The 26121-nt window shown below is 69.4% G+C and carries 25 protein-coding genes and 1 tRNA gene; 11 read left to right on the top strand and 15 right to left on the bottom strand.

The window, feature by feature from the left end; all coding sequences use genetic code 11:
* The first annotated feature begins 38 nt into the window (after window positions 1-38).
* From prfA to MKK68_RS02745, 3 genes are all read left to right on the top strand, one after another.
* Window positions 39-1124, top strand: coding sequence for a peptide chain release factor 1 (prfA, locus tag MKK68_RS02735; protein WP_244028559.1), 1086 nt, complete (start codon window positions 39-41; stop codon window positions 1122-1124).
* The gene (gene prmC, locus MKK68_RS02740; RefSeq protein WP_409567144.1) at window positions 1121-2020 is read left to right on the top strand and encodes a peptide chain release factor N(5)-glutamine methyltransferase; all 900 of its coding nucleotides are present in this window, start codon (window positions 1121-1123) and stop codon (window positions 2018-2020) included. The genes prfA and prmC overlap by 4 nt, the downstream gene beginning before the upstream one ends.
* Window positions 2021-2462: 442 nt before the next feature.
* Window positions 2463-3710, top strand: a complete 1248-nt coding sequence (locus MKK68_RS02745; protein ID WP_244028651.1) for a DUF4167 domain-containing protein — start codon at window positions 2463-2465, stop codon at window positions 3708-3710.
* 279 nt (window positions 3711-3989) lie between these two features.
* On the opposite strand, the gene MKK68_RS02750 is transcribed toward MKK68_RS02745, so the two are convergent.
* The 3 genes from MKK68_RS02750 to MKK68_RS02760 form a co-directional block, all read right to left on the bottom strand.
* On the bottom strand, window positions 3990-4721 hold the full coding sequence (locus MKK68_RS02750) for an RlmE family RNA methyltransferase (RefSeq protein WP_147844395.1): 732 nt from the start codon (window positions 4719-4721) through the stop codon (window positions 3990-3992).
* Window positions 4718-5806 (bottom strand): Ppx/GppA phosphatase family protein, encoded by a 1089-nt coding sequence (locus tag MKK68_RS02755; RefSeq protein WP_147844394.1) that lies wholly within the window; start codon window positions 5804-5806, stop codon window positions 4718-4720. Before MKK68_RS02755 ends, MKK68_RS02750 begins: the two co-directional genes overlap by 4 nt.
* Window positions 5807-6035: 229 nt before the next feature.
* Complete coding sequence (locus tag MKK68_RS02760; protein ID WP_147729085.1) at window positions 6036-6509, bottom strand: response regulator; 474 nt, start codon at window positions 6507-6509, stop codon at window positions 6036-6038.
* Window positions 6510-6815: 306 nt separating this feature from the next.
* Between MKK68_RS02760 and MKK68_RS29365 the strand changes: the two genes are divergently transcribed.
* Window positions 6816-7616, top strand: a complete 801-nt coding sequence (locus MKK68_RS29365) for a cold-shock protein (RefSeq protein WP_147858186.1) — start codon at window positions 6816-6818, stop codon at window positions 7614-7616.
* 121 nt (window positions 7617-7737) lie between these two features.
* Window positions 7738-7983, top strand: coding sequence for a hypothetical protein (locus MKK68_RS02775; protein WP_147843013.1), 246 nt, complete (start codon window positions 7738-7740; stop codon window positions 7981-7983).
* A gap of 42 nt (window positions 7984-8025) precedes the next feature.
* Here the strand turns inward: MKK68_RS02775 and MKK68_RS02780 are convergent, their stop codons facing one another.
* From MKK68_RS02780 to ctrA, 6 genes are all read right to left on the bottom strand, one after another.
* Window positions 8026-8991, bottom strand: coding sequence for an ABC transporter substrate-binding protein (locus MKK68_RS02780; RefSeq protein ID WP_243987182.1), 966 nt, complete (start codon window positions 8989-8991; stop codon window positions 8026-8028).
* A gap of 75 nt (window positions 8992-9066) precedes the next feature.
* Complete coding sequence (locus MKK68_RS02785; protein ID WP_243937758.1) at window positions 9067-9951, bottom strand: ABC transporter permease; 885 nt, start codon at window positions 9949-9951, stop codon at window positions 9067-9069.
* Window positions 9951-10748, bottom strand: coding sequence for an ABC transporter ATP-binding protein (locus MKK68_RS02790; RefSeq protein ID WP_244028561.1), 798 nt, complete (start codon window positions 10746-10748; stop codon window positions 9951-9953). The genes MKK68_RS02785 and MKK68_RS02790 overlap by 1 nt, the downstream gene beginning before the upstream one ends.
* A 174-nt stretch (window positions 10749-10922) precedes the next feature.
* Window positions 10923-10998, bottom strand: a tRNA-Lys gene (locus MKK68_RS02795).
* 142 nt (window positions 10999-11140) lie between these two features.
* A complete protein-coding gene (locus MKK68_RS02800; RefSeq protein WP_147843017.1) occupies window positions 11141-12703 on the bottom strand; it encodes a 2-isopropylmalate synthase in 1563 nt (520 codons plus the stop codon).
* 415 nt (window positions 12704-13118) lie between these two features.
* On the bottom strand, window positions 13119-13820 hold the full coding sequence (gene ctrA / locus MKK68_RS02805; protein WP_147727979.1) for a response regulator transcription factor CtrA: 702 nt from the start codon (window positions 13818-13820) through the stop codon (window positions 13119-13121).
* A gap of 418 nt (window positions 13821-14238) precedes the next feature.
* Between ctrA and fliI the strand changes: the two genes are divergently transcribed.
* From fliI to MKK68_RS02830, 5 genes are all read left to right on the top strand, one after another.
* On the top strand, window positions 14239-15594 hold the full coding sequence (fliI, locus tag MKK68_RS02810) for a flagellar protein export ATPase FliI (protein ID WP_244028563.1): 1356 nt from the start codon (window positions 14239-14241) through the stop codon (window positions 15592-15594).
* Window positions 15595-15680: 86 nt separating this feature from the next.
* On the top strand, window positions 15681-16088 hold the full coding sequence (fliJ, locus tag MKK68_RS02815) for a flagellar export protein FliJ (RefSeq protein WP_147728232.1): 408 nt from the start codon (window positions 15681-15683) through the stop codon (window positions 16086-16088).
* A 173-nt stretch (window positions 16089-16261) separates the two neighbouring features.
* Complete coding sequence (locus MKK68_RS02820) at window positions 16262-17314, top strand: lysylphosphatidylglycerol synthase domain-containing protein (RefSeq protein ID WP_147728231.1); 1053 nt, start codon at window positions 16262-16264, stop codon at window positions 17312-17314.
* Between the two features lie 12 nt (window positions 17315-17326).
* Window positions 17327-17890: a hypothetical protein gene (locus MKK68_RS02825; protein ID WP_243946186.1), complete on the top strand. Its 564-nt coding sequence runs from the start codon at window positions 17327-17329 to the stop codon at window positions 17888-17890.
* Window positions 17887-18408 (top strand): hypothetical protein, encoded by a 522-nt coding sequence (locus MKK68_RS02830; protein WP_244028565.1) that lies wholly within the window; start codon window positions 17887-17889, stop codon window positions 18406-18408. The genes MKK68_RS02825 and MKK68_RS02830 overlap by 4 nt, the downstream gene beginning before the upstream one ends.
* Here the strand turns inward: MKK68_RS02830 and flhA are convergent.
* On the bottom strand, window positions 18320-20467 hold the full coding sequence (flhA, locus tag MKK68_RS02835; protein ID WP_147728230.1) for a flagellar biosynthesis protein FlhA: 2148 nt from the start codon (window positions 20465-20467) through the stop codon (window positions 18320-18322). The two genes, MKK68_RS02830 and flhA, sit on opposite strands and share 89 nt — an antisense overlap.
* 197 nt (window positions 20468-20664) lie before the next feature.
* Here flhA and MKK68_RS02840 point away from each other — a divergent pair, with 197 nt between their 5' ends.
* Window positions 20665-21405 (top strand): general stress protein, encoded by a 741-nt coding sequence (locus MKK68_RS02840; RefSeq protein WP_243946191.1) that lies wholly within the window; start codon window positions 20665-20667, stop codon window positions 21403-21405.
* A gap of 28 nt (window positions 21406-21433) precedes the next feature.
* On the opposite strand, the gene MKK68_RS02845 is transcribed toward MKK68_RS02840, so the two are convergent.
* The 5 genes from MKK68_RS02845 to MKK68_RS02865 form a co-directional block, all read right to left on the bottom strand.
* Window positions 21434-22675 carry a capsule biosynthesis protein gene (locus MKK68_RS02845; protein ID WP_244028567.1) on the bottom strand — a complete coding sequence of 414 codons (1242 nt, stop codon included), beginning with the start codon at window positions 22673-22675 and terminating at the stop codon, window positions 21434-21436.
* 88 nt (window positions 22676-22763) lie between these two features.
* On the bottom strand, window positions 22764-23417 hold the full coding sequence (locus MKK68_RS02850) for an ABC transporter ATP-binding protein (RefSeq protein WP_147726065.1): 654 nt from the start codon (window positions 23415-23417) through the stop codon (window positions 22764-22766).
* Between the two features lie 94 nt (window positions 23418-23511).
* Window positions 23512-24306, bottom strand: coding sequence for an ABC transporter ATP-binding protein (locus MKK68_RS02855; RefSeq protein ID WP_244028569.1), 795 nt, complete (start codon window positions 24304-24306; stop codon window positions 23512-23514).
* 7 nt (window positions 24307-24313) lie between these two features.
* Window positions 24314-25123 (bottom strand): ABC transporter permease, encoded by an 810-nt coding sequence (locus tag MKK68_RS02860; RefSeq protein WP_147726063.1) that lies wholly within the window; start codon window positions 25121-25123, stop codon window positions 24314-24316.
* Window positions 25123-26103 carry an ABC transporter substrate-binding protein gene (locus MKK68_RS02865; RefSeq protein ID WP_147726062.1) on the bottom strand — a complete coding sequence of 327 codons (981 nt, stop codon included), beginning with the start codon at window positions 26101-26103 and terminating at the stop codon, window positions 25123-25125. Before MKK68_RS02865 ends, MKK68_RS02860 begins: the two co-directional genes overlap by 1 nt.
* Window positions 26104-26121 lie beyond the last annotated feature (18 nt).

Below are 26121 nucleotides of genomic sequence, written 5' to 3' on the forward strand. Positions count from 1 at the left end.
GCTCGTTTCCGTCAGCGTCCCAGAGTAGACCCCGGTCGATGATCCCCTTTCCCCCCGACCGCCTCGACGCCATCCTCGTGCGCCACGACATCGTCACCGGCACCCTCGCCGCCGGCGATGCGAGCTCGGAGAGCATCGTCCAGCTCTCCCGCGAGCTGTCGGATCTCGATCCCGTCGTCGCCGGCATCCACGCCTATCGCGCCGCCGCCGCCAACCTGGCCGAGGTCGAGGCGCTGATCGACGAGCCCGGCGGCGACCCCGAGATGCGTGCGCTCGCCGCCGCCGAGAAGCCCGACGCCGAGGACGCGCTGATCAAGGCGCACCGCGACCTGCAGCTGATGCTGCTGCCCAAGGACGCGGCCGACGAGAAGAGCGCGATCCTCGAAATCCGCGCCGGCACCGGTGGCGACGAAGCCGCGCTGTTCGCCGGCGACCTGTTCCGGATGTACGCCAAGTACGCCGACACCAAGGGCTGGAAGGTCGAGGTCATCTCCGAGAGCGAGGGCACCGTCGGCGGCTATCGCGAGGTCGTGGCGGAGGTGAAGGGCCGCGGCGTGTTCGCCCGCCTGAAGTTCGAGAGCGGCGCCCACCGGGTCCAGCGCGTGCCCGACACCGAGGCGCAGGGGCGGATCCACACCTCCGCCGCCACCGTCGCGGTCCTGCCCGAGGCCGAGGAGGTCGACATCGTCGTCAACGACGCCGACCTGAAGATCGACACCATGCGCTCGCAGGGGGCCGGCGGCCAGCACGTCAACAAGACCGAATCGGCGATCCGCATCACCCACCTGCCATCGGGGATCGTGATCTTCGTCCAGGAGGAGCGCTCCCAGCACAAGAACCGCGCCCGCGCGATGTCGCTGCTGCGGGCCAAGCTCTACGATGCCGAGCGCTCGGCCAAGGATGTGGTCCGCGCCGCCGACCGCAAGTCGCAGGTCGGCACCGGCGACCGCTCGGAGCGCATCCGAACCTACAACTTCCCGCAGGGCCGGGTGACCGACCACCGAATCAACCTCACCCTGTACAAGCTGGAGGAGATGCTCGCCGGCACCGCCCTCGACGAGCTGGTCGACGCGCTCGTGACGGAGCATCAGGCCGAGCTGCTCGCCGCGGAAGGCATGGCGTGAGCGGACTGGCCGACGCGCGCATCGTCCGCCCGGATCATACGCGCAGCCTTGCCCTGCGGCGCCTCGCCGAATGCTTCGCCGCGGAAGGCATACCCGAGGGCGATGCCCGCTTCCTGATGCTCGGCGTGCTCGATCTCCGCGCCGTCGACCTCGCGCTGCACGGCGGCCGAGCCCTCGGGTCGGAGGGCGCGGACAGGTTGGAGGCCGCCGCGCGCCGGCGCGTTGCCGGAGAACCGGTGGCCCGCATCCTCGGAACGTGGGAGTTCTGGGGCCTGCCGTTCCGGCTGTCCCCGGAAACGCTGGTGCCGCGGCCCGACACCGAAACGTTGGTCGACGCCACGCTGGAAACGGTTTCGGACCCGGCGGTACCGCTCCGCATCCTCGACCTCGGCACCGGCAGCGGCTGCATCCTGGTCGCGCTGCTGAGCGCGCTGCCGAACGCGACCGGCATCGGCCTCGATCGCTCCTGGAATGCCCTGCGCACGGCGCGCGCGAACGCGCTCGACAACGGCGTCGCCCATCGCACCCTGTTCGTCGCCGGCGATTGGTGCGATGCGCTCGTGGGCCGGTTCGACCGGGTGGTCTCGAACCCGCCCTACATCGCCAGCGCCGTGATCGCCGGCCTCGATCGCGAGGTGCGCGAGCACGATCCGATGGCCGCGCTCGACGGCGGCGGCGACGGGCTTGCGGCCTATCGACGGATCGTCGATGCGACGGCAGGCGGGTTGCTCGCGCCGGGCGGCTCGCTCCACCTCGAGATCGGCTACGATCAGGCGGACGCCGTGACGGAGCTGGGCCGGAAGGCGGGCCTTCGACAGACCGGCATCACGCGCGATCTCGCCGGGCATACGCGGGTCGCGTCGTTCGTCGGTCGGCCCGACAAGGCGCCCGCATAGGGGATTTATGGCACCGATCACGCAAAATTCGCCGGAATCCCCATCAACTTCGCGCTGGATCCCCCGTCTCGACTTGCGGTTCGCGGACGATCCGTTAAGACGGAAAGCCGTAGGTTCGGTATAGCGCATCCTTTGCGGGGTGGCGGCCGATCGCTCCACCGTCGATCAGACGCAGGCTCGGGTTCGAGCAGCGGCGCGGCGGTTTTCGAACCTGACAATCGACGGGCGTCTTGGACGCAAGCGTAGGCCCCGAGGGATCGGGACAGACGGCTGGTAGGCGAGCGGGTCGTGGATCAATTCCGATGATCCGTCCGCGGGCGCCGGCGAGGACCCGCACTGCGGCGCCTCGGGAGCCCGGCCCCCAGCCTTCCCCCCGACCAGACGCGCCTTTCGCAGTAACGAGGGTCATCTGAGACCGATGAGACCAAACCAGAACCGACGGGTGCGCGGCCGGAACCGGCCGAAGGGCCCGAACCCGCTGACCCGGTCCTACGAATCCAACGGACCCGACGTCAAAGTCCGCGGCACCGCCCAGCACATCGCCGACAAGTACGCTCAGCTCGCGCGGGACGCGCAGGCGGCGGGCGACCCGGTAGCGGCGGAGAACTACTTCCAGCACGGCGAGCACTATTTCCGGATCATCTCCGGCGCGCAGGAGCAGGGCCGCCCGCAGGCCGGCGCCGGCTACGCCTCGCGGTCGTACGACGACGACATGGAGGACGGCGACGACGAGCAGGGCGGCGAGGCCAACGGCCAGGGCTATGCCGGCTACGCACCCGAATACGGCGATCCGGGCCAACAGCCGCAGCCCTACGACAACCGCGGCGAGGGCGGCCAGCAGGACGGGCGCCAGGATCGCGGCCAGGATCGCAATCAGCAGGACAGGTTCGGCCAGAACCAGAACCGCGGCGACCGCCAGGAGCGCCGCGACCGGTTCCAGAACAACCGCAACGACCGGCCGCGCTTCGACAACGGCGCCCGCTTCGACAACCAGCGTCCCGACGGCAACCGCCAGGACGGCGGCCGGCAGGATCAGGGCCGCCAGGAGCACGGCCAGCGCGCCGATTACGATCGCCAGGACGCGCCCCGGCAGACCTTCAACCGCCAGGACAGCGGGCGGCAGGAGAATGGACGGCAGGAGAACGGGCGTCAGGAGTATCCGCGCCAGGACAATCGGCAGGACAACCGCGCCGAGTTCAACCGTCGCGATCAGCCGCGGGACGAGTTTCCGCGCCAGGACCTTTCGCGCCAGGATCCGTCTCGTCAGGAGCAGCCGCGCGCCGAAGCGCCCCGCGAGAACCGTTACGAGAACGGACGCACGGAGCAGCCGCGCCGCGAGCCGCGCCAGGAGGCCCGGACCGAGATGCCGGCCCGCGCCGAGGCGCCGGTGCGTGCGGAAGCGCCGGCCCGGGCCGAGGCTCCGGCCCGGCGCGAGCGTCGCCGCGAGGAGCCGCGGCCCGTCGCCGAGGATGCGGCCGGCCTCCCGGCCTTCCTGATGACGCCGCCCCGCCTGCCGCCGGCCGCCGAAGCGCCCGTGGCGGAGGCGCAGGCGCCGAGCCCGCCCACGGCCGAAAGCGAGGACGCGCCGGCTCCGAAGGTCCGTCGCCGGCGGCGCCCGCGCTTCGAGGGGACCGAGGCCGAAGGTTCGCCGGAGACCAAGGCACCGGACGGCGCCTCCTCGGTCGAGTAGACGCCATCATTCCCGCGAGACAGGCCGCCCCGGATCTCCGGGGCGGCCTTTTTCGTATCCGAAGGTCGGTCCCCGAAGGGCCGATCCGGCCTTCACCCGGTCGGGATACGCTCGGACGCAGAGAACGGGCCGGAGAGACGTGAGATCCAGGCCTCCCGGCAGTGACAGCGGGCGTCGAGCGATAGGCTCTCGCGGCAGGTCACCGAGCCGGCATGGGTGCCACGGCACCGGCGTTTCGAGCCAAACCACCCGTGCGCGCAGCAGGCGCAGCGCCGCTAATCAGTCCCCGTCCGCCTCGGCGAGGGCAAGGGCCGGCGTCGGCCCGCGATAGCCGGTCGCCAGCACGTAGAGCTCGCTCGAATCGGCGCGGCTGGCATTCGGCTTGACGTGCCGCACGAGGGAGAAGTCGCGCTTGAGGTCGGTGAGCAAAGCGGTCTCGGTGCCGCCCTGCAGCACCTTGGCGAGGTAGGCGCCGCCGGGCGCCAGAACCTCCCGGGCGAACTCGGCCGCGGTCTCGGCGAGCCCGATGATGCGCAGGTGATCGGTCTTCTTGTGGCCGGTGGCGTTGGCGGCCATGTCGGACAGCACGAGGTCGGCCGGGCCGCCGAGCAGGCCGGTGAGGCGCCTCGGCGCCTCGGGGTCGAGGAAGTCGAGGGTGATGAACTCGACGCCCGGCATCGGCTCGATCTCGAGCAGGTCGATTCCGACGATGCGGCCGGTCTCGCCGACGATCTTCGCCGCGACCTGCGACCAGCCGCCGGGGGCGGCGCCGAGATCGACGATGCGCTGGCCGGGCTTCAGCAGCTTGAAGCGCTCGTCGATCTCCATCAGCTTGAAGGCCGCCCGCGAGCGGTATCCTTCGCGCTTGGCCCGCTGGACGTAGGGATCGTTGAGCTGGCGCTCGAGCCAGCTCTTCTGCGAATGGGTGCGCCCGCGCCCGGTCTTCACCCGCTGCTTGAGATCGCCGCGGACTCCGCCCGTCGCGCCCGCTCCGCCACGCCTGTCGGTCACCGGTAGCCCCCGCGGCGCCACACGCCGTCTTCCCGCATCATGTTCATCAACAATCCTTCGCGCAGGCCGCGATCGGCGATGCGCAGGCGCTCGGCCGGGAAGGCACGGCGGATCGCCTCCAGGATCGCGCAGCCGGCGAGGACCAAGTCGGCGCGGTCGCGGCCGATGCACGGGTTCTCCGCCCGCTGGTCGAGCCGCGTGTCGAGCAGGTCGTCGATCGCACCGGCGACCTCGGCGTCGCTCATCCACAGCCCGTCGACCCGGCGGCGCTCGTAGCGCACGAGGCGCAGGTGCATCGCCGCGATGGTGGTGACGGTGCCGGAGGTTCCGAGCAGGTGGAAGCCGGGCGCCGTCGCCGCGGCCGCCGCGCGGATCGCGAAGGGGCCCAGCATCTCGGCCACCTCCTCGACCATGCCCTCGAACATCATCCGCGTCACCTCGGAGCCGCCGTGGCGCTCGGCCAGGGTGACGACGCCGACCGGCAGCGAATCCCAGGCGCGGATGCGCAGGGTCGGATCGGTCGAGGGGTTGGCGGCCGAGCCGTCGAGCCAGGCGATCTCGGTCGAGCCGCCGCCGATGTCGAAGATCACCACCGATTCGGCTTGCGGGTCGGCGAGCGCGGCGCAGCCGGTGACGGCGAGATAGGCTTCGGTCTGCCGGTCGACGATCTCGAGATCGAGGCCCACCTCGGCCCGCACGCGCGCGACGAACTCGGCACCGTTCACGGCGAGCCGGCAGGCCTCCGTGGCGATGATCTTGGCCCGCCCGACGCCGCGGGCGCGCATCTTCCCCTTGCAGATCCGCAGCGCGTCGATCGTCCGCTCGATCGCCGCCTCGCTGAGCCGGTCGGAGCTGCCGAGTCCCTCGCCGAGCCGGACGATGCGCGAGAACGCGTCGATCACCCGGAAGCCGTGCGAGGACGGCTCGGCGATGAGCAGGCGGCAGTTGTTGGTGCCGAGATCCAGGGCCGCGTAGGCGTTGCGGCGCATGTCGCGATGCGAGACCGCGGGGGCGGAACCGGGTGCCCCTGCCGGTGGCGCGCCCTGGGGGCGGGCCGGCGCGGTCGCGCCACTCTCGTCCCTCATCGGCGTCGCCGCGCTTTCCCATCCCTGGCCCCGGCGAACCGCCCGGCCATCATTCACGCTCGACCCTACTCGCTCGGCGGCGAACTGCAACGTCCCGTTCACGAATGCCGGGACTGCATCCACGGCCGTCGGCGCGACCGCAACCCGCGACGAGGATCGAAAACCATTCGCCCGACGCCGAGACCCGGCCGCCGAGACATCGGATGCGATGCGCGATCACGCGGTCGCGTCAGGCCATCGCCTTGGCGAGGCTGGCGGCGCGGGAGGTCGGCCGCAGCAGGCTCTTCACCTGGGAGTAGGGTCGCGGCCGGTTGATCACCTCGTCGAGGCGCGACCACAACGTCTTGGGCGAAAACGGTTTCGCGATGATCTCGTTGACGCCGAGGGTGATCGCGCGGTCGACGACGTTCCGACGCGGCTGGGCGAGCATCAGGATGATGGGAATCGTCGGGCAGGGCGAGGTCGAGGGCGTGCGCGCCAGCCGGATGAACTCCTCGCCCGAGAGGATCGCCAGGTCCCAGTCGATGATCGTCAGGTCGGGCTTGCTCTCGGCGAGCACGCCGAGCGCCTCGGCCCCGTCCGGCGCCTCCAGCACCCGCTTGATGCCGACGCGCATCAGCATGTCGCGCACGATTCGACGGATGTAGAGGCTCTCGTCGACCACGAGGGCGGAGAAGTCCGGGAAGGTCGGGGTCGCGATCATCGAGGGGGCGGCACGCGGGCCCCGGCGGATGCGGGAGCCTGTCCCCCTTCATACGCGCCCGGCCTTTGCGCTTCCCTAACACGGCGCGCTCTGCAAGCCTGGGTTTCACGACGACGAGAAAGTGATGGAACTCCGAGCGGATCGACAACAAGGTCCTTGCGGTCAACGGCCAATTGCGTCAGGACTGAGGCGTTATTCTTGGTTACCGCGACCGGGGGTAATGGGAGTGCGGGGCGTGAGCTGTCTGGGATGGCGCGCACGCGGTATTCGAGACGTGGTCGGCGGACGGTTTTTGGCGAGCTTTCGATGGGACGTGGTCGTGATTTCCGGGGGCCGCAGAAGCGCGGCTTCGATGAGGGTGGCGCAGAGCCGAGATGGCCTGATCAGGCTCCCCCGAGTGGCGGCGGATACGGTGGCGGCGGCTTCGGCGGCGGCGGTGGCGGGTTCGGTGGCGGCGGCGGTGGTTTCGATCGCGGCGCTCCCCGGGCTGCGGCGGCCCCTACGGGCCCGGAGCGCGATGCCACGGTCAAGTGGTTCAACAAGGAGAAGGGCTTCGGCTTCGTTGAGCTCGGCGACGGCTCGGGCGACGCCTTCCTCCACATCCGCGCCGTCGAGGCAGCCGGCCATGACGACCTGCTGCCGGGCACCCGGCTCACCGTTCAGACCGCGCAGGGCCAGAAGGGTCCGCAGGTCACCAACGTGACCAGCGTCGACACCTCGACGGCTGAGGCGGCTCCGCCCCGGCGTGAGATGCGCGATGCGCGTCCCCCGCGCGCCGGCGGCTTCGGCGGCGCCGGCGGCTACGGTGCCGGCGGTGGTTACGGCGGCGCCGGTGGCGGCTTCGGTGGCGGCGGCGGCGGTTACGGCGGCGGTGGCCGCGTCGCCTCGGGCCCCTCGACCGAGATGCAGGGCACCGTGAAGTGGTACGACCCGGCCAAGGGCTTCGGCTTCGTGTCGGTGAACGACGGCGGCAAGGACGTGTTCGTCCATCGCTCCGCCCTGTCGCGGGCCGGCCTCGAGTCGCTTGCCGAGGGTCAGACCGTGACGCTCGGTGTGGTCGACGGCCAGAAGGGCCGCGAGGCTCAGAGCATCAACGTCGACGATTGATCGGCGGCATTTTTGGCGAACGCGGCGGCCTCGCTTCCGCCGCGTTCCCGATGCGATTGAAAACGGCGGTCCCTCACGGGGCCGCCGTTTTGCGTTCCGGGACGGCAATCGGAGACATCTCATGCGTCGTGCCGTACCGTTCGGCATCCTGCTCGCCCTCGCCACGGCGCAGCAGGCGAGGGCCGAGGATTTCACCGGCGCCTATGCCGGCGTGAACCTCGGCTACGGCTTCGAGCGCGGGCGGGATGCGAAGAAGCCCGGCCCCCTCCCGGAGAAGGACGCGGCGGTTCCGAGCGCGAACGATCTGCCACCGAGCGCGTCGATGGCAGCGAAGTCCCTCCGATCGTCGCGTCCGGCCGCCCGCTGAGACGGGGACCATCCGCGCTGAGATCGCGGACGGCACCGGGCGCTACTGGCCGGCCATCGCCTTGATGATGAAATCGCGCCGCACGAAGGTCGCGTAGTCCGGCTGGGCCGCGAGGTTGCCGAGGGCGATCTGCGTATCGAGGGCGATCTTGAGGGCATCGGACGTGATGTCGACGCTCTCCGGATAGACCTTGTCGCCCATCATGCGCTTGACCGCAGCCTCGACCACGGTCGGATCGAGGTTGGGGAACTCCTTCTTCGCCACCGCGACCGCCTTGGCCGGATCGGACTGCATCAGCCGGATCGCCGCCTGCATGCCGTCGACGAAGGCCTGCGCCACCGCCGGATCGACATCCTTGCGCGCGCTCACCGCCGAGAACGCGTAGGGGCCGTACTTCTCGGGGAAGCCGAGGACGACCTTCATCCCCTTGGCGGCGACCTGATCGAGGCCGGGCTCGTACAGCACGGCGACCTTGGCCTGGCCGGCCAGGAACGGGCCCGGCTCGGTGCCGAGCTGCACCTGCGTCAGCGTCACGTCGTCCTTCGACAGGCCGTTCTCCTTCAAGAGCTTGAGGAACAGCGAGGTGCTCGTCGTCGGCATCAACCCGGTGACGATGGTCTGCCCCTTGAGGTCCTTCACGTCCTTGAAGACGAAGTCCGGCGTCGTCGCGATCCACACGGCGGCACCGTTGACGACGTTGGCGATGACGCCGACGGGCGCGCCCTTCGAGGCCGCCACCGCGGTCCATTCCGGGCCGTGGATCGAGAACTGCGCGCTCTTCGAGATCACCGCCGAGAGCGCGACGCTCGGCGCGCCGGCCGTCTCCTTGGTCACGTCGATGCCGGCCTTCTCGAACAGGCCCTCGTCCAGAGCGACGTAGAGCGGCAGGTAGAGCATCGACTGGAAGGCCTGGCTCACGGTCGCCTTCAGCGCCGCCGCCGAGGCGGGCAGGGCCCCCATCAGCCAGGCCGCGGCGACGGTCGCGATGAGGGGACGACGCTGGATCATCGGAAGGCTCTCGTTCTGCTGGCGGGAAGGGCGGGGCGGACGGCCGCGGCGAGCCGCGCTCCGCCGGCTTGGAACTCAGACTTGGACGCTGCCGGCGGTGTCGACCTGCCGCCACGGCAGGATGCGGCGCTCGGCGAAATCGATGACGTGGTAGAGCAGGAAGCCGACGAACATCAGCACGAACAGCCCGACCCAGACGGCGTTGAGGTCGTAGAGCGACGAGGCGTTGTAGATCAGGTGGCCGAGCCCGGCCTGGGACGAGATGAACTCGCCGACGACCGCGCCGACCAGCGCGAAGCCGATGTTGATCCGGAACATCCCGATGATCGCGGGCAGCGTCGAGGGCACGATCACCGAGCGGAAGATCCGGTTCTTCGAGGCGCCCATCGAGGCCAGCAGCGCCTGCAGGTCGGGATCGGCGTCCCGGGCGGCCTGGTACGCCGCGATCAGCGCGACCAGCGCCGTCAGCGAGACCGCGAGCGCGACCTTCGAGACGAACCCGGTGCCGAACCACAGGATCACGATCGGGGCGAGCGCGATCTTCGGCACCGAGTTGATCGCGACGATGAACGGTTCGACGATCCGCGCCACCAGCACCGAGTACCAGAGCCCGAGCCCCGCGACCGAGCCGATCGCGGTGCCGATCACGAAGCCCAGGATGGCCTCCACCACCGTGAGCCAGGTGTCGTGGGCGAGGCTGCCGTCGAGCACGCTCTTGACGAACACCCGCCAGATGCCCGAGGGCGCGCCGACCAGGAACTCGGTGAGCCAGCCGGCATCGACCGCGACCTCCCAAGCCGCGAAGAACACGGCCACCGCGAGGAGCTGGATCAGTCCGCGCCCGAGCGTGGTGTCGATCGCCCGTGCCAGGGCACCGGGCCGGCGGCGTCGGGCCGGCGGCGTCGGTCGGCTCGCCGCCTCCGGCGGTGCCTGTTCGTGGGATAGGATCTGGATCGCCATCAGGCCGCCCTCGCGCTGGTCTGGATGTCGAGCTCGCCGCAGAGCGTATTGAAATACTCGGAGAAGCGCGGATCGCTGCGGGCGCCGATCGGCGACCGATCGCTGAGCGCGATGTCGTGCACCGCCTTCACCCGGGTCGGGCGATTGCCCAGCACCACGACGCGCTTCGAGAGCGCCACCGCCTCGTCGATGTCGTGGGTCACGAGCACGACGGTCTTGTGGAAGGTCTCGACCGCGTCGAGGAGCACGCCTTCGAGGTAGAGCCGGGTCTGGTAGTCGAGCGCCGAGAACGGCTCGTCGAGGAGCAGGATGTCCGGATCCATGATCAGCGTCCGGATCAGCGCCGCGCGCTGCCGCATGCCGCCCGACAGGGTCTTGGGGTAGGCGTTCTCGAAGCCGGACAGGCCGAAGCGGGCGAGGTAGTCCCGTGCCGTCTCGGTGGCGGCCCTGGCGTCGACGCCCTTCATCTCCAGGCCGAGCATCACGTTCTGCAGGACCGTGCGCCAGGGGAACAGCAGGTCCTTCTGCATCATGTAGCCGACGCGGCCGGACAGGCCGGGCACGATCTCGCCGCGAAAGCGCATCGTCCCCTCGTCGGGCTCGAGCAGGCCGGCGATCACGTTGAAGACCGTGGTCTTGCCGCAGCCGGACGGCCCGATGATGCTGACGAAGTCGCGCTCGTAGATGTCGAAGCTCAGCCCGTCGAGCACCGGGACGGCACCACCCTTCGCCGGGAACGCCTTGCGGATGCCCCGCAGGGCGAGCTGCACGTCCCGGCCGTTCGCAATCGCATCCATCACCGGCTCCACGCTGACGGCGGGATCCAGCAAGGCCCGGGCCAAACTGCATGCAGAATGCAGGCGCGAGGCCGAATCGGCGAGACACGCGTGATCGCTGGCGCCGGACCAAACGAAGAAGGGCAGGACGCGCGACCGCGTCCTGCCCTCACATCATCGAAGTTCGGAATTCTTTGGTGGGCGCACTAGGGTTCGAACCTAGGACCCGCTGATTAAGAGTCAGCTGCTCTACCAACTGAGCTATGCGCCCGATCGCATTGAGCGATCCGCCGCGGTCCACCAAGTCCCGCTGCGATGCGGGCTGATACCAACCGGGCCGGGGGCTGTCCACCCCGTGTTCGCGGTTTTTGCCCGCGAGCGGGAATTTTCCCCCGGGCCGGTCGGTTTTCGGCCTACTCCGCCGCCGCGTGCTGCGCGTGGAGGCGCACGGCCGAGGCCGAGAGCTTGTTCAGCGCCGAGAGGTAGGCCTTGGCCGAGGCGACGAGGGTGTCGGGGTCGGCGCCGCGTGCGGTGATCGAGCGCTCGCCGGCCTTCAGCCGCACCGAGACCTCCGCCTGGGCATCCGTGCCGGCGGTGACCGCGTGGACCTGGTAGAGCTCGAGCTGCGCCTCGTGCGGCACCAGCGCCTGGATCGCGTTGAACACCGCGTCGACCGGCCCGTTGCCGTCAGCCTCCTCGGTGAGCGTCTTGCCGTCGACGGCAACCTTCATCGTCGCGCGCTGCGGCCCGCGCGTGCCGGCGATGACCGAGAGCGAGACCAAGCGGATGCGGTCGTGCGCGGTGGCGAGATTCTCGTCGACCAGCGCCTCGATGTCCTCGTCGTAGACGTTCTTCTTGCGGTCGGCCAAGGCCTTAAACCGCTCGAAAACGTCCTGCAGCTGGTTGTCGGACAACCTCAATCCGAGCTCGTCGAGCTTCGAGCGGAAGGCGGCGCGGCCGGAATGCTTGCCCATCACCAGGTTGGTCTTGGTGAGGCCCACCGAGGCCGGGGTCATGATCTCGTAGGTCTCGGCGTGCTTGAGCATGCCGTCCTGGTGGATGCCGCTCTCGTGCGCGAAGGCGTTGCGGCCGACGATCGCCTTGTTGAACTGCACCGGGAAGTTCGTGGCGTGGCTGACGAGCTTCGAGGCCCGGGTCAGCATCGTCGATTCGATGCCGGTCTCGTAGGGCAGCACGTCGGAGCGGGTGCGGATCGCCATCACCACCTCCTCAAGCGCCGCGTTGCCCGCGCGCTCGCCGATGCCGTTGATCGTGCACTCGACCTGCCGCGCGCCGCCCTCGATGCCGGCCAGCGTGTTGGCGATCGCGAGGCCGAGATCGTTGTGGCAATGGACCGAGAAGATCGCCTTGTCGGCGTTCGGCACGCGCGCGCGCACCGCCTCGAACATCGCGCGGTACTCGCCCGGCGTCGCGTAGCCGACGGTGTCGGGCAGGTTGATCGTCGTCGCGCCGGCCCTGATCGCCGCCTCGACGCAGCGGCACAGGTAGTCGATCGGCGTGCGGGTCGCGTCCATCGCCGACCACTCGACGTCGGCGACGAGGTCGCGGGCCTGCGCCACCGTCTTGAGGATGATCTCGACGACCTCGTCCTCGGTCTTGCGCATCTGGTGCGCGAGATGGATCGGCGAGGTCGAGACGAAGGTGTGGATGCGCCCCTGGCGGGCGTGCCGCACCGCTTCGCCGGCCCGGGCGATGTCGGCGGGGATGGCGCGGGCGAGCCCGGCGATGGTGGCGCGCTTGGCGCGGCGGGCGATCTCCGAGACGGCCTCGAAGTCGCCGTTCGAGGCGATCGGGAAGCCGGCCTCGATGACGTCGACGCCCATCGCGTCGAGCAGCTCGGCGACGGCGAGCTTCTCGTCAAGGGTCATGGTCGCGCCCGGGCATTGCTCGCCGTCGCGCAACGTCGTGTCGAAGATCACGACGCGGTCTTTTTTCGTCTCGGAAACGCTGGTCATCGGTTGTCCACCCTGTCGCGGCGCGCCCCCGCCGAGCGGATCGGGCGGCCTTCGAAGCCTGTGAGGTCGGCCATGCGATCCCCTGAAGGCCCAGGCGAACGCCCGGACGGCCCTCAGGGGCGGGTAAGCAGAAGCGAGCGGAGGGCGCGCGTCAGCGACGCCGCGGTCGCGGCCTCGACGATGACGGGTGCTGAGCCGGCGCTGGCCAAGGCTCGTCTCTCCTCGGCGCCGATCTCGGGACCGCACGGAGATGTGCGGGGCCGGCGACGCAGGCAGCGTGGATATCCCTGGTTGGGCCCGAAGACAAGCGCGACCGTTGAACGGCCGAGCGGCGAAACCGGCCGCCGCAACGAAGAAGGCACCCGCGGAGCGATCCGCGGGTGCCTGTAGAGGGAAGAGCCGGGGCGGGCGAGGATCAGACGGCGATGCGCTCCTCGGCGTCCATCGGCTCGCGCAGCACGTAGCCGCGGCCCCAGACGGTCTCGATGTAGTTCTTGCCCTGGCTGGCGTTGGCGAGCTTCTTCCGCAGCTTGCAGATGAACACGTCAATGATCTTCAGCTCGGGCTCGTCCATGCCGCCGTAGAGATGGTTGAGGAACATCTCCTTGGTCAGCGTCGTGCCCTTCCGCAGCGAGAGGAGCTCCAGCATCTGGTACTCCTTGCCGGTGAGGTGGACGCGGGAGCCGGCGACCTCGACGGTCTTCTGGTCGAGGTTCACGATCAGGTCGGCGGTGGTGATCACCGACTGGGCGTGGCCCTTCGAGCGGCGGACGATCGCGTGGATGCGGGCCACGAGCTCGTCCTTGTGGAACGGCTTGGTGAGGTAGTCGTCGGCGCCGAAGCCGAGGCCCTTCACCTTGTCCTCGATGCCGGCCATGCCCGACAGGATCAGGATCGGCGTCTTGACCTTGGCGACGCGAAGGTTGCGAAGCACTTCGTAGCCCGACATGTCGGGCAGGTTCAGATCGAGCAGGATGATGTCGTAATCGTAGAGCTTGCCGAGATCGATTCCTTCCTCACCGAGATCGGTGGTGTAGGTGTTGAAGTTCTCGGACTTGAGCATCAACTCGATGCTCTGCGCCGTGGCGCCGTCGTCCTCGATCAGAAGTACCCGCATCGTCGATCCCCAGCCCGGCCGGCCGTATCAGCGTTCGGACACGTCGCCGCCATTCGTCCGCCACCGGCCTGTGGACGGACGCCCCATCGTCATTGACGTGAAACGCTATTCGTTAATCGTTAACAAAACCTGATTCTGTGTGGCAAGCGATCGTTTGACCCCGCCTCGACCTTTTTGCGTCCGGTGTTTGCGGTCTGTTCTCACCGCACAAACCGTCCGCGGCCGACGCCGCGCCCCCCGCCCCAGCCAAGTCCTTCACCCATAACGGGCCGCACCCGTTTGTGACCGTTCCGCCACATCCAGCACGCATGTCCTGAGCGGATCGAGGGACCCGGACCAGCACTGCGATCGGCCCCGCTACAAGCCCGATGACCGCAGTGTTAAGGAGGGAGGTAAACGAACCGTTAGGGCTTCAGGAATGACGCAGGACCAGGGTGGGACCGCGGCACGGACGCTCTCGGGAATCCGCGCCGGGCTGGAGCGCGTCGAGCCGCTGGAGACCTACGGACGGGTCGTCGCGATTCGCGGCCTGCTCGTCGAGGTCGCAGGCCCCGTCGCCGCGATGCGGCTCGGCGGGCGGCTCGACGTCGAGGGCGCCGGCAGCGCCGGGCTGATCCCGTGCGAGATCATCGGCTTTCAGGGCGACCGGGCGCTCGCCATGCCGTTCGGCTCGCTCGAGGGCGTCCGCCGCGGCTGCCCCGCCTTCGTCCGCGACGAGGCCGCGGGCGCGATCCGGCCCTCGCCGGCCTGGCTCGGGCGCGTCGTCGATGCGCTGGGCCGCCCGGTGGACGGCCTCGGCCCGCTCGCCAGCGGGCCGGAGATCTACCCGCTGCGGGCCGACCCGCCGCCCGCCCATGCCCGACGCCGCGTCGGGACGCCACTCGATCTCGGGGTGCGCTGCCTCAACACCTTCCTGACGATGTGCGCCGGGCAGCGCATGGGCATCTTCGCCGGCTCCGGCGTCGGCAAGTCCGTGCTGCTGTCGATGCTCGCGCGCTACACCGTCGCCGACGTCGCGGTGATCGGTCTCGTGGGCGAGCGCGGCCGCGAGGTTCAGGAATTCCTGCAGGACGACCTCGGCGCCGCCGGCCTCGCCCGGTCCGTGGTCGTGGTCGCGACCTCAGACGAGCCGGCCCTGATGCGCCGGAACGCCGCTTACGTGACCCTCTCCGTCGCCGAGCATTTCCGCGATCAGGGCGCCAAGGTGCTGTGCATGATCGATTCGATCACGCGCTTCGCCATGGCCCAGCGCGACATCGGCCTTGCCGCCGGTGAGCCGCCGACCGCCAAGGGCTACACCCCGACGGTGTTCTCGGAGCTGCCGCGCCTGCTCGAGCGCGCCGGCCCCGGCGTGGGGGAGGGGACGATCTCGGCGCTGTTCACGGTGCTGGTGGAAGGCGACGACCACAACGAGCCGGTGGCGGATGCGGTGCGCGGCATCCTCGACGGGCACATCGTGATGGAGCGCTCCATCGCCGAGCGCGGGCGCTATCCGGCGGTGAACGTGCTGCGCTCGGTCTCGCGCACCATGCCGCGGTCTTGCGACCCGGCCTTCCTCCCGGTGGTGCGGCGGGCGCGCAAGCTGCTCGCGACCTACGCCGACATGGAGGAGCTGATCCGCCTCGGCGCCTACCGCGCCGGCGCCTCGGCCGAGGTCGACGAGGCGGTGGCGCTCATGCCGCGATTGGAGGCTTTTCTGGGGCAGGGTAAGGAAGAAGCAACCTCCATCGGCGATGGTTACGCACGGCTCGCGGAGATCGTGGGCGGTTCCTGAGACGTGCGGTGCGGCGGCCCTTCGCCGCCTCCGCTCCTCGGGTCATATGCCTGGATCTCCTGCGTTGTGTGGAGTGAGCGTATCCCATGAAATCGCGTGACACGCTGATCCGGCTGCGCCGCTTTCAGGTCGACGAGAAGCGCCGCCGCGTCACCCAGATCGAGATGATGATGGCCGACTTCCAGCGCATGGCGATGGAGCTCGACCGCGAGGTCGTCCACGAGGAGGCCCGCGCCGGTATCACCGACATCGGGCATTTCGCCTACCCGACCTACGCCCGCGCCGCCGCCACGCGCCGGGACAACATGCGCCAATCGGCGATCGCCCTGGAAGGCCAGCTCGCCGAGGCCAAGGCTGAGCTCGGCGAGGCGTTCGAGGACCTGAAGAAGGTCGAGATCCTCGACGATCGCGAGCGCTCGGCCGAGCGCGCTGCGGAAGCCGTCCGCGAGCAGGCGGCGATGGACGGGATCGGCCTCGCCCGCGCCCGCGCCTGAGGCGAGCCGCGCCCCAGCGCCTCAGGCGCGGGCGCGTCCGCGCGAGAGGCAAGGCGGCACGAAACCGTCATGATCCGATGACATCAGACCGCGCAGGCGCGCTCCCGCGGGCGTGCTTGCGATGCGTCGCGTCCTGACGCATCAGGGGCGTTCCCCCCGAGGTGTCGGTGTCCATGAAGAAGATCAGCGATTTCATCTGGCCGATCGTCGGCCTCGCCGCGGTGATCGTCTCCGGATACCTGCTGTTTCGTGAATTGCGCGGCATCTCGCTGTCGGAGATCAAGGGTAGCCTCGCCGCCATCCCGCCGCACCGCTTCCTGCTCGCCGCCCTGTCGACGCTGGTCGCGTACGCCGCTTTGGCTTGGTACGACCGGATCGCGCTGCTGCATCTCGGCGTGACGCACATCTCAACGTTCTTCGTCTCGGTCTGCTCCTTCACCACCTACGCGCTGTCGCACAACATCGGCGCCTCGGTATTCTCCGGGGCGGTGGTGCGCTACCGCGCCTACACCGCCAAGGGCCTGTCGGCCGCGCAGGTCGCGGTGCTCGTGGCCCTGTGCTCCTTCACCTTCGGCCTCGGGACGATCCTGCTCGGCGGCTTCGTGCTCGTCGCGCTCCCCGATACCCTGACGCGCCTCCAGGGCTACCTGCCGGCAATCCTCACCAACCCGAGCACCGCCCGCACCCTCGGCGCTGTCCTGCTCGGCGCGGTCGCGCTCTACATCGCCGGCTCGCTGCTCCGGCTGAAGCCGCTGACGATCCGGTCGTTCAAGCTCGAGTACCCGCGCCCGCCGATCATGATCCGGCAGATCATCGCGGCCCCGCTTGAGCTGCTGGGGGCCGCCGGCATCATCTATTTCGCGCTGCCCGAGGCGCACAATCCCGGCTTCCTCGTGGTCCTTGCGGTCTTCCTCGCCTCGTTCTCGGCGGCGCTGGTCTCGAACGCGCCGGGCGGCCTCGGCGTGTTCGAGCTGGTCTTCGTGGTGGCGATGCCCGACATCGCTCGGCCCTCGATCATCGCCGCGCTCCTCGTCTTCCGGATGTTCTATTTCTGGCTTCCGTTCCTGATCTCGGTGATCGTGGTGCTGCTCTACGAGCGCAACCGCCTGGCCGGCGCCCTGCGCGGGACCGGGACGTCGGCAGCCCCCACGCCGGACCCGCCGCTCGTCGCGCCCGGCCTCGATCCGGCGAAGATCGAGCGGGACCTGAAGCAGAAGACGGTGTGAGAGACAGGGCTTATGGCGCAACCGCTCGGCCACGAGCGCTTGCGGCAGGCCCTTGAGGCCCTCGGAGCGGATCTGGCCGCGCGCGGCCTTTTCGTCGAACTGGCCGTGCACCGTGGCGGCGCTCTGATCCTTCGCGTCGCATGGCGGCGATCGACGCGGGACGTCGACGCGGTGGTGCGGGAAGGTTTCGACGAGGCGACGCTCGCGCCATCCGTCGCCCGGGTCGCCGGGCTGATGGGCCTCGATCCCGACTGGCTCAACAATGCCGTCGGCATGTTCACGCCCCTCGACGAGCCCGAGAGCTTGTTCGATGTGTCGGGCACCTATCCCAGCGAGGGCCCCCCGGGGCTGAGGACGCTCGTGGCCCGTCCGCACTATCTCCTCGCCATGAAGCTCCGCGCCCTGAGCAGCCTCGATCGCGGAACGCGCGACATGGACGATGCCCGCGCGCTCGCCGCCCATCTCGGGATCCTCGACCTGGAAAGCCTGCACGCCCTCTACGCGTCGATCTACGACGAAGCCCCGCCGATCGATGCGCAACTCCGCTTTCCGGGCGTCCTGGACGCGTCGCCGTGAGACCCGCCACGCTGCACGCGCTCGCCATCCGCATCCGCGAGGATGGCGAATGGGATCATCACAGCCGCGAGTTTCTCGACGCATTCTACGCGCTCGACGGCGAGATCGAGCGCCAGGCGGCGATGATCGCCGGCGATCCCGGACTCGTCGGCGATCGGCGCGCGGACGCCTATCTCGGTGCGATCGCCGAGCATCTCGGCCGCCGTTGGGGATTGCCGATCCCCGGATGGGTGCGGGACGACGCACGTTACCTCACCACGGCGTGGTTCCTGCCGGACGAGCCGAACCTGCGCGACTACCTGCTCTGCGCGAGCCCGGTCGCCTTCCGGGTTCGCCTGATCTTCACGGGTCCGGATCCGCTGCAACGCGCGCGATTTCCCTATCGCCGCGGCGTTCGAAGCCTGCCGCTCGATTATCCGCCGCCGGACCTCAGACCGAGCCGACGTTGCGAAGCCGCGCCCGCGCGTGAATCTCCGCCTGGCTCATCACCGGCGTCTCGCGGCGGAAGCGCTCGATGATCGAGCGGACGAAGGGCCGGGCCTGGACCGAGGTGACGAGCACCGGCATCTCGCCCATGCGGGCGGCGGTCTCGAACCGGTCGCGCACCGTCTGCACGAATTCGGTGAGCTTCGAGGGCTGCATCGCCAGGTAGCGCTCGTCGCGCTCGCCGACGATCGAGTCGAGGAAAGCCTGCTCCCAGGCCGGCGACAGGGTGATGATCGGCAGCATGCCGTCGGCGCCCTGATACTGCGCACAGATCTGGCGGCCGAGCCGCGCGCGGACGTGCTCGACGATGTCGCGCGGGTTCTTGATCGATCCGGCAACCTCGGCGATGCCCTCGACGATGGCGCCGAGGTCGCGGATCGAGACCCGCTCGGCCAGCAGGAATTGCAGCACCCGCTGGATGCCGGTGGTGTTGATCTGCGAGGGCACGACCTCCTTGACCAGGTCGGCGTGCTCCTTGGACAGCTCGCGCAGCAGCTTCGAGACCTCGACGTGGTTGAGAAGTTCCGAGACGTGCGCCTTGATGATCTCGGTGAGGTGCGTCGAGACGACGGTGGCCGCATCGACGACCGTGTAGCCCTTGAGCTGGGCCTGATCGCGCAGGGACGCGTCGATCCAGGTCGCCGGCAGGCCGAAGGTCGGCTCCAGCATGTGCTGGCCGGGAAGCTGCACCTGCCCGCCCATCGGGTCCATCGCCATGAATTGGCCGGGGAAGATCTGGCCGGTTCCGGCCTCGATCTCCTTCACGCGCACGACGTACGCGTTGGCATCGAGCTGGACGTTGTCGAGGATCCGAACGGAGGGCATGACGAAGCCGAGATCGGCCGCCAGCTGCCGGCGCAGCGCCTTGATCTGGTCGGTCAGCCGGTCCTGTCCCTCGCCGTTGACGAGGGCGAGGAGGGCGTAGCCCATCTCGAGCTTGAGCTCGTCGAGCTTCAGGAGGTCGGTGACCGTCTCCTCCTTCTCCTTGGCCGCGGCCGCCACCGCCGCCGCGTCCATCGGCACGCCGGCGGCATCGAGCGGGGGTGCCTCGCGGGCGGTCTTCGCGAACCGCCAGGCGGCGTAGCCGGAGGCGCCGGCGAGGGCGAGGAACGGAAGCATCGGCATGCCGGGCATCAGCGCGATCAGCACCATCACGCCCGAGGACATGCCGAGCGCCTTCGGGTAGTTGGCGAGCTGCTTGCCGAGCGCCTTGTCGGCCGAGCCCTTCACGCCGGCCTTCGAGACGAGGATGCCGGCCGCGGTCGAGACGATCAGCGCCGGAACCTGCGAGGCGAGGCCGTCGCCGATGGTGAGCAGGGTGTAGCTCTTGGCCGCCGCGCCGATCGCCATGTCCTGCTGCGCGACGCCGATGATGATGCCGCCGACAACGTTGATGAAGGTGATGAGCAGGGCCGCGATCGCGTCGCCGCGGACGAACTTGGAGGCGCCGTCCATGGCGCCGAAGAACGACGATTCCTCCTCGAGCGCCGAGCGCCGCGCCTTGGCGACCTTCTCGTCGATCAGGCCGGCCGAGAGGTCGGCGTCGATCGCCATCTGCTTGCCGGGCATCGCGTCGAGGGTGAACCGCGCCGCGACCTCGGCGATGCGGCCCGAGCCCTTGGTGATCACGACGAAGTTCACGATGATCAGGATCGCGAACACGATGATCCCGATGACGAAGTTGCCGCCCATCACGAAGTTGCCGAAGGCTTCGATCACGTGGCCGGCCGCCGCCGTGCCCTCGTGACCGTGCCCGAGGATCAGCCGGGTCGAGGCGAGGTTGAGCGCCAGCCGCAGCATGGTCGCCATCAGCAGCAGCGTCGGGAAGACGGTGAACTCGAGCGGGTTGTCGATGAACAGCCCGGTCATCATGATCAGCACCGACATGATGATCGACACGGCGAGCAGCAGGTCGAGCAGCACCGACGGCAGCGGGAAGATCAGCACCGCGAGGATGCCCATCACCGCGGTGGCGAAGAACAGGTCGGTGCGCTTGGTGAGCGCATCGAGGCTGGCGCGGTTCGGCATCGAGAAGCCGGCGAGCGCCGACAGGCCTCCGCTCCGCTCCGACGCGATCGCCGTCTCGCTCATGTCCACCGCTCCCGCCCGCGACGGGCGGACCCGGCAAGATCTGCCGGGCGGATGGTTAGCGGCGCCTTAACGGAGGCGATCGATGCCTAAGGCCAAGCTGGAACCCGGCTCGGATTCCGCGGCTTGAACGGGCTCGGGATCGGGCCCGCCGTCCAGGCGGTTTGCGCGATCCGAGGTTCGACACCGGAGGAATGCCCATGGCGATGCGAGCCATCACCGCCCTGTTCGACGATTACGACGCGGCGGCCCGCGCGGTCGACAAGCTCGAGGCCGAGGGCATCCCGCACGGCGACATCAGCATCGTCGCAAACAACGCCGAGGATCGGCACGCCGGGCGCTTGGCCCCCGTCGGGGATCCGACGCGCTCGTCCGACCCGAACGACGCCAACGTCGGAGGCGCCGGCACTGGCGCGACGCTCGGCACCGTGCTCGGCGGCGGCGCCGGCCTCCTGGCGGGGCTCGGGATGCTGGCGATTCCCGGCATCGGCCCGGTGGTGGCGGCGGGCTGGCTCATCGCGACCGCGGCCGGCGCCGGCGTCGGCGCGGCGGCGGGCGGGCTGCTCGGCGCGCTGACCGGCGCCGGCCTCAGCGAGCACGAGGCGGAGACCTATGCGGAGGGCGTGCGCCGGGGCGGGACCCTCGTCACCGCGCGCGTCGACGAGGGCCATGCCGACCGCGTCCTCGCCATCCTCGATCGGCACGGCTCGATCGATCTCGACGAGCGGGCGCAGGGCTGGCGGGCACAGGGCTGGACCGGCGGGATGACCGGCTCGGACGGGGCGAGGGGCGAGATCGGGTCGACCGCGATCGGCGCCGCGGGCTCGACCACGACGGGGCTCGACACCGAGAGCGGTCACACCCTGCTGCCGGCGGAGGAGCACAAGGCCGCCGGCACGCCGCCTGCGCCGACGCAGACCTTCGGATCGGACCGCCGCTGACCGCCCGAACCTGGTCGCCTTGCGGCGATCAGGCCATCTGCTTGCGGGCGAACAGGGCGGCGGCGAAGAACACCGCCGCGCCCGCCGCGACCAGGCTGCTCATCAGCAGGCGCCGCGGCTGCGTCGAGGATTCCGCCAGCACCGGCTCGACGATCGGGCTGAAGAACTCGATCTGCCGCGCCGCGATCATCCGCGCGCGCTCGTTGGCGGCGATGACCTTGGCGTAGTATTTCTCGGTGTCCTTGCGCTCGTTGTCCAAGGCCTCGAACCGCGTCAGCGCGTCGGAGAGCAGGCGCTTCTGCTCCGGATCCTGGCTAGCCGACTGACGCTCGATCCGGCTGATGTTGTCGTCGAGGTCCTTGATCTGCGCCTTCATGTCTTGGATCCGGCGCGATTCCGGTGCGAGGTCGCGCAGCGACATCGTCAGCTGAACCGACAGGTTGATGCGCGCGGCACGAAGCTCGCCGATCACCTTCAGATTGGTCTCGTTGGCCTTCTGCGCGTCGAGGACGCCGTCCCGGTTGCGCAGGTCGCGCACCGCGAGGCGGATCTTGGCGAGGCGTTCCTCGGCGAGGCGCATCTCGCGGTTGCTCTCGGCGACCGCGTCGGTGCGCGCGCGCATGCTGAGATCGTTCACCATCCGCTCGGCTTCCGCCATCACCGCCTTGGTGATCGCCAGCGACTCGGCCGGGTCGAATGCCGACACCGTCAGCGACATGATGCCGGAGCTGCCCTCGAGCTCGACGTTCACGCGCTCGCGCCAGTATTTCAGGAACTTCTCGATCGGCTTCTCGGCGTCGAAGCGGGAGAGGAAGTCGATCTGATCCCGGCTGAACCATTCCCGGATCGGCAGCTTCGCCTGAATGACTTCCAGCATCGGCCGGCTGAGGACGTACTGGTGCGTGATCAGCACGTCCTGGGCCAGCATCTCCTTGGGAACGCCGGCGTTGGTGCCGACCGCGTCGGGGGTCGCCTTCTCGGCGCCGCCGAGCGCCGGGCGCAGCGCAAAGCGCGCCTCGGTGACGAAGCGGTCGGAGGCGATGAGGCCGTAATAGATCCCGCCGAGCGCGGTCGGCAGGACGAAGCAGAGCACGAACAGGATCGGCAGCCACGGATCGCTCTTCACGTGGCTCTGGTAGGAGCGGATGCCCTTCTTGCGGTCGGCGAAGCGGGACAGCCGCGCGATCTGGCTCAGCGACTCCGCCACCGCCTTGGACCGGTCGGCGGTCGTCAGCGGCTGGCCCTGGGGATTGCGGATCTCGACGTTCATGGACCTGCTGTTTCCGTTGTCCCGGCGGAGGCGGCGACCACCCTCGGCTTCGTGCGCGGCGAAACGATGTCCGCCGCGCCGCGCATCCTCACGCGTTCAGGCGGCGATAGACCTCGATCGCGTCGTTGACGTCCTCGTAGATGATCGCGCGGCCGTTGATCAGCACGATGCCCTGCGTGCACCACTCGCGGATGGTCTCCATCGAGTGGGACACCATGATGACGTCGGCCGACTTGCGCCGCTCGGCGAACACCTCCGAGCAGCGCCGCTGGAAGCGCGCGTCGCCGACCGCCGTGACCTCGTCGATCAGGTAGCAGTCGAACGGGATCGCCATGCTCATCCCGAAGGCGAGGCGGGAGCCCATGCCCGAGGAGTAGGTCCGGATCGGGACGTCGAGGTAGCTGCCGAGCTCGGAGAAGTCCTCGACGTAGTCGAGCACCCGCTTCGGGTCCTCGCCGTACACCCGCGCGACGAAGATCACGTTGTCGCGCCCCGTCATCATCGGGTGGAAGCCGCCGCCGAAGCCGAGCGGCCAGGAGACCCGGAGGTTCCGCTTGATCTTGCCGCTCGTCGGCTCCTCGGTGCCGCCGATCATGCGCATCGTCGTCGACTTGCCGGCGCCGTTGATCCCGAGGATGCCGTAGCTGATGCCGGGCTTCAGCGTCAGCGACACCCGCTCCAGGATCGTGCGGCGGTGGCCGTCGGTCTTGTAGATCTTGGTGACGTTCTCGAAGCGGATCACCGCGGGCCGGTCTCCTCGGTGCGACCGGGTCGGCAGGCCGCCCCGCGGCTGTGCGCACCGAAAACGGCGAATCTGAGGATGGCCGGCCGCGCGCCTAATCGACGGCCGGGGCGTGCAGCTCGGCGTTGGTGAAGCGCTGCTGCTCCTCCATCACCAGCGCGCCGAGCTCGCGCTTGATCGCGTTGAAGTCGTGGCTCGCCGGATCGCGCGGGCGCGGCATCGGCACAACGACGTCGCGTTTGATCCGGCCCGGGCGGTAGGTCATCACCAGGATGCGGTCGGCGAGGTAGATCGCCTCCTCGATCGAGTGCGTCACGAACACGATCGTCTTGCGGTATTCCGACCAGATCCGGAGAAGCTCGTCCTGCAGCGTTCGGCGGGTCAGGGCGTCGAGCGCGCCGAAGGGCTCGTCCATCAGCATCACCGGCGGGTCGAGGGCCAGGATGCGGGCGATCGCGACGCGCTGGCGCATGCCGCCGGACAGGTCCTTCGGATAGCGCTTGCGGAAGTCGGAAAGGCCGAGCGTCGCGACGATGCGGTCGACGGTGACGGTCGCCTCGGGCTTGGGCACCCCCTTGATGTCGAGGCCGAAGCGCACGTTGTCCTCGACGTTCATCCACGGGAACAGCGCGTATTCCTGGAAGACCATGCCGCGGTCCGGCCCCGGCTGGGTCACCGGGCGGCCGCCCAGCGTGATCCGCCCGTCGGTCAGCGGGGTGAAGCCGGCGATGGCGTTCAGCAGGGTGGACTTGCCGCAGCCCGAGGGGCCGAGCAGGCACAGGAACTGGCCTTCGGGCACCGTGGCGGTGATGTCCTGCAGCGCGGCGACCGCGGCGGTTCCGGAGCCGAACACCTTCACGGCGTTCGCGACGACGATCTCTGCGGACATGAACGGCCTATCGCTCGAGGCCGCGATGCCAGCGCAGCAGGTGGTCGTTGAGGCGGCTCATCGCGCCGTCGATGATCAGGCCGAGGATGCCAATCGTCAGCATGCCGCCGATGATCTTGTCCGACCACATGTACTCGCGCGCCTCGAGGATGCGGTAGCCGAGGCCGTCGGAGACCGCGATCATCTCGGCGACGATCACGACGATGAAGGCCGTGCCGATCCCGATCCGCATGCCGGCCAGCACGTAGGGGCTCGCCGCCGGCAGGATCACGCGGCGGAACATCGTCCAGGAATTCGCCCCGAGGTTCCGGGCTGCGCGGATGTAGATCGAGTCGACCTGCCGGACGCCGGCGATGGTGTTGACCAGCACCGGGAAGAAGGTGCCGAGCGCGATCAGGAACAGGGCCGGCGGGTTGCCGAGCCCGAACCAGACGATGGCGAGCGGGATGTAGGCGATCGGCGGGATCGGGCGCAGCACCTGCAGCAGCGGGTTGAACAGCGCGTAGAGCCGGTCGCTGGTGCCGAGCATCAGCCCGGTCGGCACCGCGAGCCCGGCCCCGATGACGAAGCCCGACAGCACCCGCGTCAGGCTCGACACCGCGTCGTGCGGCATCTCGCCGGAGAAGAGCCAGGCGACGTAGCTCTCCTGGCCCGGCTCGTAGGGGAGGGCGGGCAGGAGGCCGGCATACCACTTCACCGCGACCGCGCTCGGCGGCGGCAGGACGATCGGCGAAAACACCCCGACCCGGCTCAGGATCTCCCAGAGGACCAGCAGCCCGACCGGGACGACGGCACCGCGAAGCGAGGACAGCCGCATCACTTGATCTTCAGCTCGGCCTTGGCCCTGTCGAGAAGATCGGTCTTCACCCACTCGGCGTCGCTCTTGGGCGGGGTCACCATCTTACCCAGGCCGTACTTCATCATGTAGTCGGTGGTCGTCTGCATGTGGCCGGCCGGGACGTCGTAGGTGTAGCTCGCGTTGGCCATGCCGTCGCGAAAGTCCTGGCTCGAGAGCTGGCCCTTGAACACCGATTCCCGCACGTACTTCTCGGCGAGCGCCGGGTCGTCGATGAACGCCTTGGTCGCGGCCACGAACAGCTTGAGGACGCGTCCGGCGATCTCGGGCTTCTCGTTGTACATCTTCTCGGTCATGACGAGCGGACGCACCGGAATGCCGATCGGCGTGTCGTAGGGCTTGACCACCTCGACGCCCCAGCCGGCGCTGATCGCCTGGGTCGATTGCGGCTCCGACTGGCAGATCACGTCGACGTACTTCTGCGCCAGCGCCTGGTTCAGGTCGGCGTAGTTGTTGAAGTAGATCAGCTGCACGTCCTTGCCGGCGCGCTCGCCCCAGGTCATGCCGTGCTTGTCGAGCTCGGCGAGCAGCATCAGGTCCTGCGTCCCGCCGCGGACGGTGGCGACCTTGAGGCCCTTCACGTCCTTCAGCGTCTTCACCGCGTCGAGGTCCGGCCGCTTCAGGATCCGCACGCCGCCGTTGGCGAAGCCCGCTACGACGTAGAGCTTCACGCCGTTGCCGCGCGCCGCCACCGCGCCGTCGGCGCCCGAGGCCGATATGTCGATCTGGTCGACCGCCATCGCCGGATAGATGTCGGCGCCCTTGGCGAATTGCTTCTCGTCGATCTTCAGGCCGAACTTCGGGGCGATCTCCTTCATGTACGAGATCGCGCCGTAATGGGCGAACTTCAGGTTCCCGAGGCGGACGACGTCGTCGGCCTGCGCCGCTCCGGCGGCCAGGAACAGGATTGCGGCGGCGGCGGCCGAAGCGCGCTTGAACATCGATGTCCTCCGGTCGCA

Source organism: Methylobacterium sp. E-016, from assembly GCF_022829745.1.
Lineage (GTDB): Bacteria > Pseudomonadota > Alphaproteobacteria > Rhizobiales > Beijerinckiaceae > Methylobacterium.

Bases quoted from the DNA above. Each gene is read 5' to 3' on its own strand.
- prfA (WP_244028559.1), top strand. From the start codon at position 39: ATGATCCCCTTTCCCCCCGACCGCCTCGACGCCATCCTCGTGCGCCAC.
- MKK68_RS02755 (WP_147844394.1), bottom strand. From the start codon at position 5,806: ATGAGGGACGAGAGTGGCGCGACCGCGCCGGCCCGCCCCCAGGGCGCG.
- MKK68_RS02760 (WP_147729085.1), bottom strand. From the start codon at position 6,509: ATGATCGCGACCCCGACCTTCCCGGACTTCTCCGCCCTCGTGGTCGAC.
- MKK68_RS29365 (WP_147858186.1), top strand. From the start codon at position 6,816: ATGGGACGTGGTCGTGATTTCCGGGGGCCGCAGAAGCGCGGCTTCGAT.
- MKK68_RS02775 (WP_147843013.1), top strand. From the start codon at position 7,738: ATGCGTCGTGCCGTACCGTTCGGCATCCTGCTCGCCCTCGCCACGGCG.
- MKK68_RS02780 (WP_243987182.1), bottom strand. From the start codon at position 8,991: ATGATCCAGCGTCGTCCCCTCATCGCGACCGTCGCCGCGGCCTGGCTG.
- MKK68_RS02785 (WP_243937758.1), bottom strand. From the start codon at position 9,951: ATGGCGATCCAGATCCTATCCCACGAACAGGCACCGCCGGAGGCGGCG.
- MKK68_RS02790 (WP_244028561.1), bottom strand. From the start codon at position 10,748: ATGGATGCGATTGCGAACGGCCGGGACGTGCAGCTCGCCCTGCGGGGC.
- MKK68_RS02800 (WP_147843017.1), bottom strand. From the start codon at position 12,703: ATGACCAGCGTTTCCGAGACGAAAAAAGACCGCGTCGTGATCTTCGAC.
- ctrA (WP_147727979.1), bottom strand. From the start codon at position 13,820: ATGCGGGTACTTCTGATCGAGGACGACGGCGCCACGGCGCAGAGCATC.
- fliI (WP_244028563.1), top strand. From the start codon at position 14,239: ATGACGCAGGACCAGGGTGGGACCGCGGCACGGACGCTCTCGGGAATC.
- fliJ (WP_147728232.1), top strand. From the start codon at position 15,681: ATGAAATCGCGTGACACGCTGATCCGGCTGCGCCGCTTTCAGGTCGAC.
- MKK68_RS02820 (WP_147728231.1), top strand. From the start codon at position 16,262: ATGAAGAAGATCAGCGATTTCATCTGGCCGATCGTCGGCCTCGCCGCG.
- MKK68_RS02825 (WP_243946186.1), top strand. From the start codon at position 17,327: ATGGCGCAACCGCTCGGCCACGAGCGCTTGCGGCAGGCCCTTGAGGCC.
- flhA (WP_147728230.1), bottom strand. From the start codon at position 20,467: ATGAGCGAGACGGCGATCGCGTCGGAGCGGAGCGGAGGCCTGTCGGCG.
- MKK68_RS02840 (WP_243946191.1), top strand. From the start codon at position 20,665: ATGGCGATGCGAGCCATCACCGCCCTGTTCGACGATTACGACGCGGCG.
- MKK68_RS02845 (WP_244028567.1), bottom strand. From the start codon at position 22,675: ATGAACGTCGAGATCCGCAATCCCCAGGGCCAGCCGCTGACGACCGCC.
- MKK68_RS02855 (WP_244028569.1), bottom strand. From the start codon at position 24,306: ATGTCCGCAGAGATCGTCGTCGCGAACGCCGTGAAGGTGTTCGGCTCC.
- MKK68_RS02860 (WP_147726063.1), bottom strand. From the start codon at position 25,123: ATGCGGCTGTCCTCGCTTCGCGGTGCCGTCGTCCCGGTCGGGCTGCTG.
- MKK68_RS02865 (WP_147726062.1), bottom strand. From the start codon at position 26,103: ATGTTCAAGCGCGCTTCGGCCGCCGCCGCCGCAATCCTGTTCCTGGCC.